Here is a 13,427-nt window from a genome sequence, read left to right as displayed (position 1 = left end):
CTTCGATATTTATAAAGAAGAAAGCCGCAAAAAATCTTGGTTGTTAGCTGCATCCTATGCTCTCGTTTATCTTTGCAATGTTTATCTAATTATTGATTTTTCAAATACAAACATGCTATGGATTCATGCTCTTAATAGTATACTTGCTTTTACCGCGGTAGCCTTATTCACACGAGCAGCTTATTCTACCATTAGACAAGCAGATTCATTAAGAAATGAACGATATTTATCTGCACAAAAGGATTCGCTAACAGGATTATATAATTACGAAGAGTCACATCGCAGATTGGAACAATACATACAGCAAAAGCAAAGTCTAGTTCTTATCCTTATTGATTGTACGGATCTGAAGACAATGAATACAACTCGCGGGTTTCAAGCGGGGAATTTCATTTTGAAGCAAATGGCAGACCTCCTGCAAATCTTGTTTAAAGACTCCCTTTTTATAGCAAGGTACGGTGGTGATGAGTTCGCTGTCGTCATGCCACTTAATCCAGATCATGATTCAACCACTTCTTTCAAGCTAAAGCTAGATTCTGAACTCCCTAAATTGACTGGCATTCAGATCACGTATGGCATTGCTAATTATCCGCTAGAGGGTTTGACTAAGGATGATCTCATTTTATTAGCCGAGCATAACTTATTCATGAAGAAACGTGAATCATGGTTAAAGCGCGAAGAGCATATGCTCAGATCAGAAAAACTGAGAGTCGTCGGTGAGCTTGCATCCGGGATGGCTCATGAAATTCGAAATCCGTTGACAACAGTAAAGGGATTTCTGCAAATCTCCAAGGCAAACGGTTACAATATTGAAAATTGGTATGCAATGATCATGGATGAAATTGATCGGATGAGTGACTTAACAGCAGAATTCCTCCAATTCTCAAAGCCCCATCGCATTGATTTCCAAGTCGATTCTCTACATGAGTGTGTACTTAAGGTTGTTGCCTTGATGGAATCAGAAGCTACTCGTTTCGGCCATGAAATTCATTATCAAGAATGGATGGATCCTATCCTCGTATGGATGGACCAAGATAAAATGATTCAGTTATTGCTTAACATTATTAAAAATGCTTGCGAAGCCATGGAAGAAAACGGCATTATCCGCATGCAATTAAGCCGCGATCCGAAGAGCGCGACGTTAATTATTGCCGATAACGGCCCAGGCATTCCAAGTGAACAGTTAGAGAAGATCTTCCATCCCTTCTTCACGACAAAAGCAGCCGGTACCGGACTTGGTTTATCTATTTGCTACAAAATCGTTCAAGATCACCAAGGGACCTTGGAAGTCGAGAGCGAACTAGGAAAGGGTACTCGGTTTATCATAACCTTCCCATTAGTTGACGAAAATTCACAGAATGAAAAAACCGCTTTTCTTTAAAGCGGTTTTTTCATTCTGACATGTAGGATGCCAGCATCATAAAAAGGTTCATCCGAGATTACTTTATAGCCAAGTTGGCTATAAAAGCCCTCCGCTTGACATTGTGCGTCGAGGATCGCAGCTGAACAATGCTTTTCACGAGCTTGCTGCTCCATTGCAAGAATCAATTGTTTACCTAGGGATCGGCCCCTGTATTCTTTCAAAACCGCTACACGCTGCAGTTTAGCCGTTTGAGGTTGATATTCATACCAACGAGCTGCTGCAACAGGCTGATCTCCATCTAACATAAGAAAATGATGGCACGCTTCAGGTGATTCATCTTTTCCATCAATTTCCTCGTGCGCAGGTACTTGCTGTTCTTCAACGAACACTTTGAATCGTACTCCAAAACAAGCTTGTAACTGATCTTTCGTTGTGACTTGAATGATTTCCATGTGAACTTCTTCCTTTCTAAGAACATTTCTTGATCTTATCCCATTCAAGAAAAGTTGTCCACATGTACCGTTCATACTATTTCTTGTTTTCCAGCATATAACTAAAAGCACCTATGGCAATACCCAGAAGCGCTCCCCCCACGACTTCTCTAGGCAAATGACCTAATCGTTCCTTTAAGGCTTTACGTCTTCGTGCATGGTACAAACCCGGGTGCTGTTTAGCCAATCTCTCGACTTGCTCATCAAGGTCGTTCACTTCAACTGCAATCTCTCCAGCAGCCCGCCGGATCCCCATCGCATCATACATGACGACCGCTCCGAAAACCGAACTCACGGCAAAATCGATCGCAGAAAGGCCTCTTTTCATCGCTATATAGGTTGCAAGCGCAGATACCCCCGAGGAGTGCGAGCTTGGCATCCCTCCTGTTTGGGTCAGCTGCGACCAATCCCACTTTCTAGTTTTCAAATAGAAAAGTGGCAATTTCATTACTTGAGCAGTACCAATTCCAATCACTGCTGTTGTCAATGCTCGATTCATAACTTTCACCTCACTTCTAGCATCCATCACAGGTTTAGATTCTATTCGAAAAGTTTGATACAATAGAAATGTTGAAGAAAGTTTTCCTACGGAAAACTCGGCCTATGCTTACGAAGAAAGTTTTCCTACGGAAAACTCTAAGGAGTGTTAATGAATGAATATTGCTTTTTTCCTTTTGCCTAAATCCGAAGTTATAACAACGACATTGCAAGCAACGCTTCGTCAAACATTAGAACGTATGGAATATCACCGTTATACTGCTGTGCCTATTCTTTCCGATGATGGTCATTATGTAGGTACGGTTACCGAAGGAGATTTATTGTGGTTTCTCAAAAATTCAGACGGAATTGGCTTTGAAAATGCTCACCGTCATGTGCTGGCCGAGGTTCCTCTGCGTGTCCAAAATAAGCCAGTTCATATTCATGCCGAAATGGTCGATCTTATCGATTTGGCCAAAGTGCAAAACTTCGTGCCGATTGTAGATGATTCCGATAAATTTATCGGGATCGTTCGTAGGAGCGAGATTATCGAATACTGCGCGAAGCAGGTTGTGTTTAGATCCCCCTCCGCTGCAGGAGAGAGGTAGTCCAGACGCTATGAAGTAAGTAGATGACTTGTGTAATCAAATAGGCGCTGCCCAGCATCAGAAATGGAAGCATACCGTACACATAGCGATCCACCGGAATAAACACCATATGGACACCTAAAAACAAGAGAAATGCCACTGTTACATATTGAACCGAAGGCTTGCGAAAGCTGAAAATGATCATCGCTATGCTGCCTGCAGCAATTAAGAAAGTATGCAACTGAGTAAGTGCATTCGCATACCAAGCCGGTACGGAAAAAGGATAAGGTCCCACCCACATCGTTTTAAAAAATACGAGTAATTTCCCAATTGTCATCCATTTCATCCATAACAAAGGTTCCTCAACCAAACCTTCTTTTATTCGTCTCATACCTTCAGCGAACTGATTATCTTTATCGATATGGTCCCAATCGATTGTTCCTCGGAAGTAGGGGTCCGTTCCTCCAAGGAACGGATTGCCCGCTTCCCCTTTGGCGATAAAAATAAAAGAATGAAAAGTCATCCAATTCCGAATCCACCAAGGCATCATCATACAGGCAAAAGACGCAGCTGCTAGTAATCCATAGGCTGCGTCTATTTTCTTCGTTTTCACCCAAAGAAACATATAGGGAACAACAGCTAGGGGAAGTATATTCGGACGAATAAGGACGCAAAGCCCCAGCAGTGCCCCCATCCAGAGATGATCCCGCCATTTGTTATCTTGTATGATGCGCACCTGCATGTAGAGCAGACCTGTAAAAACAGTCAAAAACGGAACCTCCGTCAAGATGAGTGAAGTTGACCAGACGTAGGAAGGATACACCGCGGCAAAAGCGCCGGCGATTAGCCCTGTTAAGGGGTTAAACAGCCTTTTTCCAATCAGAAATAGGAATAGTATCGCTCCCAGTGAAATAAAGCAGTTCATGACACGAACGACCATTAATGCCGACTCCAGCTGTTCATGGCCTGTAAGACTAAATACAGCCGCTAAGAGCAGCGGAAATCCGGGTGTCACGAGTGAGTTAGGCACCGTATCGCGATAGGCGAATATGCCTTTTTCTAGCAATTGAATCGCTGTCTTCGTGTACTCTAATTGATCCCATTCAAGTGGTGGGTATTCAGCTTCAAGCACATAGTGCAGGCGTATATACAGAGCTGCAGCCATAAGCAACAGCAAGCTAATCCAAACTCCGCGTTTCATAAGACCCTACTCTCCTTATTAGAACGAACCTATTTAGCTAACAGGAAGGCGCCTCCAACTAAGAAGAGCAGCCCTACCCATTGCGATGAAGTAAACGTTTCCTTTAATACCAACCAACCGAACAACGCACCTAGTACATACGCAATCGATTGGAGCGGATAAACACGACTTAGATCGAATCGACTAAGAGCATAGAACCATATCAACGTAGCAATGCCATAAAGTAAGCATCCTACTAGAATATAAGGCTGCATTAATACGGTTGCTAAATTATCTATCCCTGTTAATGGCGTTCGATTGAGCGCTATTTTCCATACAATTTGACCACAGACCAATAAACATACATTCAGGAATACAATGAGAATCGGAGCCATCGACAATATCATTCAGACCCCTTTCCTCGTATTTGTTCCTGCAGCAGCGCAACTTCTTGAATCAATCGGGTTAATTTGCGATGAAGCTTAGAGATAACTAACGTCAAATGCATGATAAATACGAGTGAGAATAACAATCCCACCAAAAAAAGCAACGAAGGTGCGTAGTAGATATGCATTCTGTGCGATACCAAATCCAATAGGCTCGGAAACACACTAAACAATGCCATTATAAATCCTAGTACTAGCCAAAGAATGGCGTACTGCTCCTGCAGCTTTTGCCTACGAATAAGCTCTATGGAAATGAAAATAAACACCAAACAAAAAGTGATTGCCCAAACATACACATTCACGAATCATCAACTCACATTACGAATTCTTGTCATACATACAGCTAGAGATACTTTAACCATATAGTAAAGCGATTTCACAGGGGTAATGGACGATTGTCCCGCTTTCCTCGCATGCATTAAAACAGATACTTCTTTCACTCTGAATTGCTGTCGTTCCAGTAAAACTACAGCCTCTACCTCCGGATAATCCTCCGGGTAATATCTTGCAAACAGCTCAATAATGGGACGGTTCACCGCTCTAAAGCCTGATGTTGGATCAGTGAAGGTCTTACCAATCATCCAACTTATCATCCAGGTAAAAAAGAGAATCCCTAATCTTCGATTCCAAGCGGAACGATAGGCGGTCTTCACCAGAAATCGAGAGCCGATGCAGCAATCAACATGCCCAGTCAAGATTGGCTCCATAATTTGAGTCAACGCTTCTGGATCATGTTGGCCATCTGCGTCGATCTGTATTGCGATATCATAGCCATTCCTTGCTGCGTACATGTATCCCGTTTGCATAGCACCTCCGATGCCTAGATTGACAGGTAAATCGATTACAGCCGCATGCTGTAACTCACGTGCAACCGCTGAGGTACGATCCGTGGAACCATCATTGACGATGACAATATCCATTTCAGGCTGCTCTCGTTTTATGGAGGCCACAACGCCTGCTATCGTTTTTTCTTCGTTATAAGCCGGAATGATGGCAAGTGTCTTCATTAAGTTATTCCTTCCCTCGTTAAGCTCATCCATCCTGAACCATTTCTATTCCCAAGCATACCCGCTTCTCCATCTGATTAAACCAAATGGCAAGAAGGCAAATGGATAGGGCCCGACGTAACGAGACAAACTAAGAGGAAAACTTTGCTTTAATAGGAAGGATATGAATCAATCGATTATGGAAGAGAATATAAAGAATCCATGGTGAACGGGGGTAGAATCGGGGATTATCGTTTCGGAATATTTATTCGATTTTTACCGCAAAAAAAAGAATGGAGTTTGGATCCCATCCTTCCCATCGTCGACAAAAAGGAAATTGAAACACCTATCAACGATTCCAAATTTTTAGAAACCATGATCATAAACTTGCTGAAGAAGTTCCAAAAAGCAAATATGGACCCATTAGACTTTGGATTGGATTATAGAGCGCATCACTTTGGCACAGTAAAAGAAGAATGGAAAGCGTGGCAAGCCCTCTATCCTGAGTTAGAGTTTAACGTGAATATCCAGGTGAAACTTGACGGCGTGGGAGTCATTAAGTAATTAGGAAGTTTCAATCGATGTGTCGATAACGCATGTACGCTCAACTTCATCTTGTTGTTCTTGTTGATCTCGAAGCTCATGCCATTGTGTGGGCTGAATTCCAAGCTGACTCATGACGTGATTAATATCGATTTCTCTCATGATTCCAACACCCCATCCAGGTTTGTCTCTTTCTTTTTGTCTACACTTTACTTTATCGGTCATTCTGCCATCTGTAAATATGGACATATTGTCGAATCGCCTAAAAAATCAACAAACCTTTCATTAAGTTCACTTAATGAATTAAGTTAAAATTCGACAAAAAAGACAAAAGAGCTGCTTTCTGCGGCTCTTTTGTCTTTTCATAGACGTTTTCAACTATTGTACTTGCCCATTCGACGATGCTCTGGATGAAACAAATTCGCTAGCCCAATCTACCATACCATTCATTAAAGTCAGTATAAGATTGACCGCATCTTTCTCATTTAATGTACCGTTGGACTGACTGCTAACATATTGGGACGTTTTTTGTTCTAATTTTTCAACGAGATCCTTGATTTTCAATAAATCATTGGCTAAGTCCGTTACTTGCTGACCGTTCGCGTCACCTTGACCGGCCCTTTTACTTTGATTCTGATTCTGATTCTGATTCTGATTCTGATCTTGGTCTTGATCCTGTGCCTGTTGATTAGAGTTAGAGTTTTGTTGATCACTGCTGCTATTATTAAACTGTTGCTGCCCCTGGCTTCCTTGTGAGCTTTGAGAGCTGTTAATCAACATCTTCTTTACTTGCTCTAGCTCAATGAGCACCATATCATTTTGTTTCGTTAGTTCATCCATTTGCAGCTTGAGATCCTGTGTTTTAATCATGTTGTCAGACAGCTCCTTCCATTATTTCACAGCACCACACGCAATTCGTTTTCCCGAATTACCGGATGGATCCGTCTTCAGATCATCTTCTTTCTCATGGATGACCAGACTAGTCCCCCCTTGTTTTAACAATGAATTCGGCTTGTCCGGAAGCAGCACTGCAGACTTTGTTATGGCATTGAACTTCCCATTTCCCTGCGCATCCACGACCAAATTGGGGAGATCGCCTGCATGGAATCCTTTCGGATTGTGAAAGCCATGTTCCTTCTTAAATGGATTGAAGTGGGCTCCTGCCGAATCAAAGTTAGGGGCTTCACAGACTGCTTTTTCGTGAAAGTGTAAGCCATGATTTCCTGGCGTCAGCCCGCTAACTTGGAGATCAATCTGAACGCCATCCTGAACAGATGTTAAATGGGCAGTCCCTATAGGTTGGCCGCTCGAACCGATAAGTGAAACTTGCAGCTCTGATGGTGGTGATGCGGCTTCTGTCGTTACAGTGCTCTTCACACTTTGACAAGCCGTAAGTACTAGCAACCCCAGACTGAGAGTCATGATAATCTTAATTGATTTCATACAACAATATCCTCCCGGAAACTTGGCTTTTACATAATCTACCCTTAGGATGCACAACTGCATTACACTGTAACCGCAGTAAAAGAACAATTTTTTCATAATTAGCGTTCTACAGCAAAAAGCCCGCAATCTCTCGATTGCAGACTTAAACTTCATTTCATTATCTCATTATAAGATCGTCATGAGTTTCGCAATTATTTGTAGATTCTCTAGCTTCCTCTTGTAGAAATGGAACTCAACTTTCGTATGCTCGACGGCGTCTTCCATCCGCAAAACTTGCTGCTGTAAATCTTTGGTGTATGGCCACATCTCCGCTTGCCGGTGAAGCTCGTTTTTCCCCGTAACCATTCCGTCCCCAATTACTTCACATTCTTTGGCTAGAAGCTGATGCTTAGCCCAGGCCAATTCCGATACCGCATCCACATAGATGGCTTCTGCTTGTTTAAGCAATTCCGGTACAAGTTGTAACTCCAAAATAACATCCGACCGATTCATTCGGATTCCTCCTAAGAGTTTTCGTAAGAAAACTAACTTCGTAAGCATAAGCTCAGTCTTAGCAAATCATGGACTTTTGCTGCTTCGCCTCATGTATATTCATAGAAAAAATAAAACATGCTTAATCGTGATATCAGGCGAAAACAAAGCATTTTCTAGCAGGATACGACTTATGTTGCTATACCAATTCCACAAGGAATGACAAACTGATTAAGGTTGCATTAAATCTATCATTTCCCCCTCCCCCCTACTTGTTTAGCTTACTAGAAGCAGCTATGATGATACTATACGTATCAGAGGAGGTGACAATATATGAGTCAAGAGGAAGAAGTTGTATCCCAAAATGAAGAAGAAACCGCCCCAGAGTCCACCGAAGAAGTGGTGAACGAAGAGGTGTCTGAAGAAGTTGCAGAAGCTAACCAAGAAGCTGCTGCTGCGGAAGAAAGCACGGAATCCGAAGAGGAATAATCATCCTAATTATATATCCCCCCCAACCTACTGGTTGGGGGTTTATTGATGTTTGGGAGGCAGTAAAAAAACTTGTAATTTTTTTAAATTTCATGAATAAATAATCTGAACATTCAAATAATACTGGTGTACCAAAAAAAAGGAGATGATTATGAATGGCTAGAAACAACACTTTAGTCGTACAACAAGCAAAGGCAGCATTGGATCAACTGAAGTACGAAGTCGCTCAGGAAATTGGTGTCCCTCTCTCCCCTACTGGTTACAACGGTAATTTGGCAACACGTGATGCTGGTGCAATTGGTGGCAACATCACGAAGCGATTAGTGCAAATAGCTGAGCAACAACTTTCCAGCTTCAAACGCTAATCCTTTGATGTAGGAGCAAGCAAAAAAGACTGATTCACTCGATCCTCCTTAGAGTGAAAATCAGTCTTTTCTTTTTTTCCTTTGAAATGATCATCTATTCCTTCAATTTCCTCACCAGTTTCCACGGAAGCATTCTATTCTGAAATTAGTTCTAGTATGATTACGTTGTCCATTATCCGATAAAGGAGTGTTTACCTTGACTGAACAATATGAAATATTCCGTGATCCCTATCGTATGCTAATACTTTTGGCCACATTAGTTAGTGAACAAAAAGGCGAAAAAGCTCTCCAATTTGACAATGTACCTTATTTCGAGAATGATACATTTCTCATCCAGAACGAAAAGTTTGTATACAAAAAAATTCCCACCGAAATCACCTGGTTTCAATTCCTAGGAAGAGACATTGCTTGCAATAAAGACTATACCCGAGAAGAATATAACAAAATGTTCGTTGATTGCCTTGCTTCTTTATACAACATCACATAATACATATACGGAGGCTGTAAAGAGCAGCCTCTTTTTATTGCATAAAGAACATAAAAAAACGCCATCTATCGGAATCATCCAACTAGAATAGCGTTTCAAAGCACAAAAAATATGAGAAACAAACAAAAAAGCCCTTACCATGTAAGGACTTTCTCGGTATGACCTGTAGTGGGCTCGAACCACTGACCCCTACCCTGTCAAGATAGTGCTCTCCCAGCTGAGCTAACAAGTCGTTTTTTGAAGACAATTAGTAATATACCAAGGATTTAGGTGATTGTCAACAGATGGTTATCATTCTTAATTACGCCAATAACGGAACAGCTTTTGGAAAAATGGAAGCGTTCCTCGTTTCTTTTTGGACCTGGGAATGTAAGATATGTTCGCCAGTGAACCGTGAAATAACTCGTCATTCTTGGGGAGCAGGATGGAAAGTTCTTCCTTTGAGACACCTTGTGCAGTCATGTAATGGTCAACCTTCCCGGTCAATCTTGACTCTACTGTACCATACTTATGAGCTTGTTTGATAGTGGGGCTTTCATCTTGGCTTGATTTATGGTAACTTGATGACAGTAGATCTTGGGAGGAACAAGGAAATGACGAAACAACAGCATCGATGGAATTTACGTTTGAAGAGCAGTAATGTGTATTTGGGAACTGTATATTTAGGGGATCCGCTTCCAGAAGTTGAAGATGTCATCATGATTGGTGAGAAGAAATATACGATCCTCGAGCTTGGAAGTAACCGTGATGCAAGTGACGTGTTTGTAGAAGAAGTGAAAAAGAAATAAGGGTTGAGATTGAAGGCTCTTTTTCTAAAATTAATATGATTACTGAATCCCGTCCTCCATAGGACGGGATTCTTTGATTTTCCACTATACATACATCCCAAAAACCAACAGGATAAAAAAACCAAAAGACAAGCTGAACAATCTGGGCAAAAGCAAAGTCCTTCAAGTTATAAGGCAAATTTGAAAGGAGTTTCAAAATGAAGAAACTGATTGAAGCTGCCATGCAGCGTGCCACGATCATCATTATTTGTATCGTGCTTATTATAGCTTGGGGGGCCGCCTCCGCTTTTCAAATGCAGCGTGATTACTTACCGGGAATTAACAATACAACTCTCATGGTTTCTCTGCGCGCACCAGCATATCAAGCTGAACAAATGAAGAAGGATATTACCTCAAAGCTTGAAGATGCGATTCGTGCATCAGATGGATTAACGAATGTAGAGACCACCTCCTATGATGGCGGTTTACTCATGAACCTCTATTTCCCCATGAGTTTTGATATGACTAAAGCAGAAAATGAAATTAAGCAAACATTAAACAATGTGGATCTACCTAGCGGCGTGGCCAAGCCTGCAGTTACTCGTGTTACGACAAGTTCGTTTCCAATATTAAGCTATAGTGTGATCTCCAAAAGCGCACAAGTGGATGATCTAATGCTTCGTTCAAAAATTCAAACGGACATTGTAAACCAATTAAAATCCGTTCCTGGTGTAGCTGATGTAAGAACTGTCGGCGGAGCTAATAATGGATATGTCATCACAGTCCGAATGAAAGACTTAGTGAATAGTGGAATGAGCATGGATGACTTCAACCAATCCGTTACGACTTCGCTGCCGAACTGGTCTAAGGGCAACATTGCCAATGCTAGGGCATCTATCCCAGTCATTATTGAAAGTTGGAATCTCAGTGATCAAGAATTAGGAAATATTCAGATCAAAAATAAACAAGGGAAATCAGTTGCCTTATCCACAGTAGCGGATGTTTCCCATTCTCTAACCGATGTGAAAACCATTTCTCGAACTGAAGGAAAGGCGAGCGTGTTAATCGATGTTTTAAAAACGCCGTCTGCCAACATCACCGATGTAGCACAAAAAGTAAAAGATCGCTCATCGCATATTGCATCTGTTAAAAACGGGGATGTCGCGCTAAATCTGTTATTGGACAGAGAACATGACCTCAATTCCTCTTTGAAAGGATTAGTCCATGAAGGGCTTTGGGGTTGTTTATTCTCTATGCTGTGCGTATTATTCTTTTTCAGAAATATACGTTCTACCTTGTTAATTGCTATATCCTTACCTATCTCTCTATTAGCAACTACAGCAATTCTCAAATCTATGGGAGTAACGCTTAATATTTTAACGATATCAGGGCTTATCGTAGCTATGGGGAGAATTGTCGATGATGCCATTGTTATTTTAGACAACATGTATCGTAAAGTTCAAGAAAATAAAGATAAACCTCTTATAGGAACGCTTGTTGCGGCAGTAAACGAGATGCTGCCTGCTATTTTTGCTTCTACAGCTACTACGATTGCCGTCTATGTTCCGATAGCACTGGTAGGAGGTATTATTGGTGCTTCTTATTCTGGATTCGCATGGTCCGTTGTCATTGCCCTTATTGTATCCTTCCTTGTGGCCATGTTCGTGATACCATCGCTTGCTTTTCTTGGCTGGAAAGGGTTAAACACGAAAGCCGTAACCCTTGAGCCCCTAATGAAGCCCGTTTTGCTTTTGGCGTTGAACCGAAAGAAAACAGTCATCATCCTTTCACTTGTTTTGTTTGTAGCCGCGGCATTTTTTGCCACGCAGCTTCCGATTAATTTGTTACCCAGCGCTAAATCAGGCCAAGTAGCAGTTAAAGTGGAACTCCCTAAGGGTAGTTCGCTTTCGGAGGTAGATTCAGAAGTGAAAAAAGTCGAGGATGTACTTCGAAATCATTCAAACGTGGCATCCTTTTCTGCCACATTCGGTTCGAATTTTACTCCGCAAGCGGATGACGTTTTTGATGCAGGTGGTGGTTTTATACAGCTACCGAATGTAGGGAACTTATCTGTGATACTGAAAGATAAGAATCAATTGGATGCCTTTATCCAAGACGAACAGAAAGAATTAGACGCTATAACCAGCAAAGCAGTCTTTACGGTCACAAACCAAAACATCGCCGGTGACGATTCTCAAATGAAAATTTTGCTTAGCGGAGCCGATCAACAAACACTCGAAAACGCTGCGCAGTTGGTTCGTACTAAGCTTGCAAATATATCTGGTTTGAGCGTGGACGGGAAAACAGATCTAACCAGCGGTATTCCTAAATATGCAGTAACATTAATTCGGGATAAGATCGAACAATCCGGCGTCAAGCTCGAAGATATAAATAAGATTTTGGCCCTCTACATGACGAAGGCTAAAGATTTTGACATTCCTACTGCTAATGGAAGTACCGGTGTCGATGTCTACATCGATCCAATTAAAACGAAGGATGCAAATACTTCAAAAATGAACGAGTCTAAGGACGTCTTAGCTTCCCTTGCAGCAGAGTCTTTTACAACAAAAGATGGTCAACAAATAAGACTGGATCAACTAGCAAGTATTCATGAAAGTAATTCTTCATCTTCTATTCAAGAACGAGACGGAGAACCTCTTGCCGTTGTGGTTACGCAGATCATCTCGAATGATATCAACAGAGTTTCAAATGATGTGGATAACACGCTGAAAAGCATTCAATTGCCAAATGGAGTCACATACTCGCTTGGCGGTATTTCTGAGCAAGTAAAGCAAATGATTTTTGAAATTTCTATTGCAGTTGCTGTATCCATTTTACTTGTTCTGCTTATCACCAGTTTTGTTTTCAAAGGCTGGAAGGCACCGTTTGCGGTTCTACTAAGCATTCCTCTTGCCTTAAGCGGCGTCGTCATTTCTCTTTATCTCATTCATGGTGAGTGGAACCTCGCTGCACTAATCGGTCTATTGATGCTAATAGGAATCGTCGTAACAAATGGAATCGTCATGATTGATAAAATTGAACGGAATCGTAGATATGGCATTGAATTGAGAGATGCTGTACTCCAAGGCAGTTTATCTAGGGTCCGCCCCATTTTCATGACAGCAGGTACAACTGTTCTTACACTTGTGCCATTGGCGCTATCTCAGAGTGCCGATACAGTTATATCCCAAACGCTTGGAATTGTGGTAATTGGCGGGATGATCACTTCAACACTAAATAGTTTCATGGTTATTCCTATTATTTATGAATGGATGCAAGGTAAGAAAAAGACAAAAACGAACTAAAAGAATAATTAAAAATAACCCTTG

General features: G+C 41.5%; 18 protein-coding genes and 1 tRNA gene. 8 read left to right on the top strand and 11 right to left on the bottom strand.

Features of this window, described 5'->3' with window-relative positions; all coding sequences use genetic code 11:
- Positions 1 to 112: 112 nt before the first annotated feature.
- Positions 113 to 1,381: an ATP-binding protein gene (locus GC098_RS34045; protein WP_171648571.1), complete on the top strand. Its 1,269-nt coding sequence runs from the start codon at positions 113 to 115 to the stop codon at positions 1,379 to 1,381.
- Here the strand turns inward: GC098_RS34045 and GC098_RS34040 are convergent.
- Entirely contained in the window at positions 1,378 to 1,815 is a 438-nt protein-coding gene (locus GC098_RS34040; protein WP_171648563.1) for a GNAT family N-acetyltransferase, read from the bottom strand. The genes GC098_RS34045 and GC098_RS34040 overlap by 4 nt on opposite strands.
- Positions 1,816 to 1,891: 76 nt before the next feature.
- Positions 1,892 to 2,353, bottom strand: a complete 462-nt coding sequence (locus tag GC098_RS34035; RefSeq protein WP_171648561.1) for a divergent PAP2 family protein — start codon at positions 2,351 to 2,353, stop codon at positions 1,892 to 1,894.
- 154 nt (positions 2,354 to 2,507) lie between these two features.
- Between GC098_RS34035 and GC098_RS34030 the strand changes: the two genes are divergently transcribed.
- Positions 2,508 to 2,939 carry a CBS domain-containing protein gene (locus GC098_RS34030; protein WP_171648559.1) on the top strand — a complete coding sequence of 144 codons (432 nt, stop codon included), beginning with the start codon at positions 2,508 to 2,510 and terminating at the stop codon, positions 2,937 to 2,939.
- Here GC098_RS34030 and GC098_RS34025 read toward each other — a convergent pair.
- Genes GC098_RS34025 through GC098_RS34010 form a run of 4 tightly spaced genes read right to left on the bottom strand, consistent with a single transcriptional unit; the run spans position 2,908 to position 5,584 of the window.
- Positions 2,908 to 4,119: an ArnT family glycosyltransferase gene (locus tag GC098_RS34025; protein ID WP_171648557.1), complete on the bottom strand. Its 1,212-nt coding sequence runs from the start codon at positions 4,117 to 4,119 to the stop codon at positions 2,908 to 2,910. The genes GC098_RS34030 and GC098_RS34025 overlap by 32 nt on opposite strands.
- A gap of 29 nt (positions 4,120 to 4,148) precedes the next feature.
- Positions 4,149 to 4,505: an EamA family transporter gene (locus GC098_RS34020; RefSeq protein WP_171648555.1), complete on the bottom strand. Its 357-nt coding sequence runs from the start codon at positions 4,503 to 4,505 to the stop codon at positions 4,149 to 4,151.
- A complete protein-coding gene (locus tag GC098_RS34015) occupies positions 4,502 to 4,846 on the bottom strand; it encodes a DUF2304 domain-containing protein (protein WP_171648553.1) in 345 nt (114 codons plus the stop codon). The genes GC098_RS34020 and GC098_RS34015 overlap by 4 nt, the downstream gene beginning before the upstream one ends.
- 6 nt (positions 4,847 to 4,852) lie before the next feature.
- Positions 4,853 to 5,584, bottom strand: coding sequence for a glycosyltransferase family 2 protein (locus GC098_RS34010; RefSeq protein WP_246359120.1), 732 nt, complete (start codon positions 5,582 to 5,584; stop codon positions 4,853 to 4,855).
- 168 nt (positions 5,585 to 5,752) lie between these two features.
- Between GC098_RS34010 and GC098_RS34005 the strand changes: the two genes are divergently transcribed.
- Positions 5,753 to 6,094, top strand: coding sequence for a Ger(x)C family spore germination C-terminal domain-containing protein (locus tag GC098_RS34005; RefSeq protein WP_171648551.1), 342 nt, complete (start codon positions 5,753 to 5,755; stop codon positions 6,092 to 6,094).
- On the opposite strand, the gene GC098_RS34000 is transcribed toward GC098_RS34005, so the two are convergent.
- From GC098_RS34000 to GC098_RS33985, 4 genes are all read right to left on the bottom strand, one after another.
- A complete protein-coding gene (locus GC098_RS34000) occupies positions 6,095 to 6,235 on the bottom strand; it encodes a hypothetical protein (RefSeq protein ID WP_171648549.1) in 141 nt (46 codons plus the stop codon). It abuts the gene before it with no gap.
- Between the two features lie 216 nt (positions 6,236 to 6,451).
- Entirely contained in the window at positions 6,452 to 6,943 is a 492-nt protein-coding gene (locus GC098_RS33995) for a hypothetical protein (RefSeq protein ID WP_171648547.1), read from the bottom strand.
- Between the two features lie 21 nt (positions 6,944 to 6,964).
- On the bottom strand, positions 6,965 to 7,516 hold the full coding sequence (locus tag GC098_RS33990; RefSeq protein ID WP_171648545.1) for a superoxide dismutase family protein: 552 nt from the start codon (positions 7,514 to 7,516) through the stop codon (positions 6,965 to 6,967).
- Between the two features lie 168 nt (positions 7,517 to 7,684).
- Entirely contained in the window at positions 7,685 to 8,011 is a 327-nt protein-coding gene (locus GC098_RS33985) for a hypothetical protein (RefSeq protein WP_047672455.1), read from the bottom strand.
- A 312-nt stretch (positions 8,012 to 8,323) separates the two neighbouring features.
- On the opposite strand from GC098_RS33985, the gene GC098_RS33980 reads away from it, so the two are divergent.
- The 3 genes from GC098_RS33980 (at position 8,324) to GC098_RS33970 (ending at position 9,331) form a co-directional block, all read left to right on the top strand.
- Positions 8,324 to 8,479, top strand: a complete 156-nt coding sequence (locus GC098_RS33980) for a hypothetical protein (RefSeq protein WP_171648543.1) — start codon at positions 8,324 to 8,326, stop codon at positions 8,477 to 8,479.
- A 155-nt stretch (positions 8,480 to 8,634) separates the two neighbouring features.
- Positions 8,635 to 8,844 carry an alpha/beta-type small acid-soluble spore protein gene (locus tag GC098_RS33975; protein ID WP_029196083.1) on the top strand — a complete coding sequence of 70 codons (210 nt, stop codon included), beginning with the start codon at positions 8,635 to 8,637 and terminating at the stop codon, positions 8,842 to 8,844.
- A gap of 196 nt (positions 8,845 to 9,040) precedes the next feature.
- Complete coding sequence (locus GC098_RS33970; protein WP_171648541.1) at positions 9,041 to 9,331, top strand: hypothetical protein; 291 nt, start codon at positions 9,041 to 9,043, stop codon at positions 9,329 to 9,331.
- A gap of 159 nt (positions 9,332 to 9,490) precedes the next feature.
- Here the strand turns inward: GC098_RS33970 and GC098_RS33965 are convergent.
- Positions 9,491 to 9,563 (bottom strand) — tRNA-Val (locus GC098_RS33965).
- A 361-nt stretch (positions 9,564 to 9,924) separates the two neighbouring features.
- Between GC098_RS33965 and GC098_RS33960 the strand changes: the two genes are divergently transcribed.
- Positions 9,925 to 10,119, top strand: a complete 195-nt coding sequence (locus tag GC098_RS33960; protein WP_029196081.1) for a hypothetical protein — start codon at positions 9,925 to 9,927, stop codon at positions 10,117 to 10,119.
- 197 nt (positions 10,120 to 10,316) lie between these two features.
- Positions 10,317 to 13,403, top strand: a complete 3,087-nt coding sequence (locus tag GC098_RS33955; RefSeq protein ID WP_171648539.1) for an efflux RND transporter permease subunit — start codon at positions 10,317 to 10,319, stop codon at positions 13,401 to 13,403.
- The last annotated feature ends 24 nt before the right edge of the window (positions 13,404 to 13,427 follow it).

The organism is Paenibacillus phytorum (assembly GCF_013141715.1).
Lineage (GTDB): Bacteria > Bacillota > Bacilli > Paenibacillales > NBRC-103111 > Paenibacillus_E > Paenibacillus_E phytorum.
This window is presented reverse-complemented; position numbering and strand designations above follow the sequence as displayed.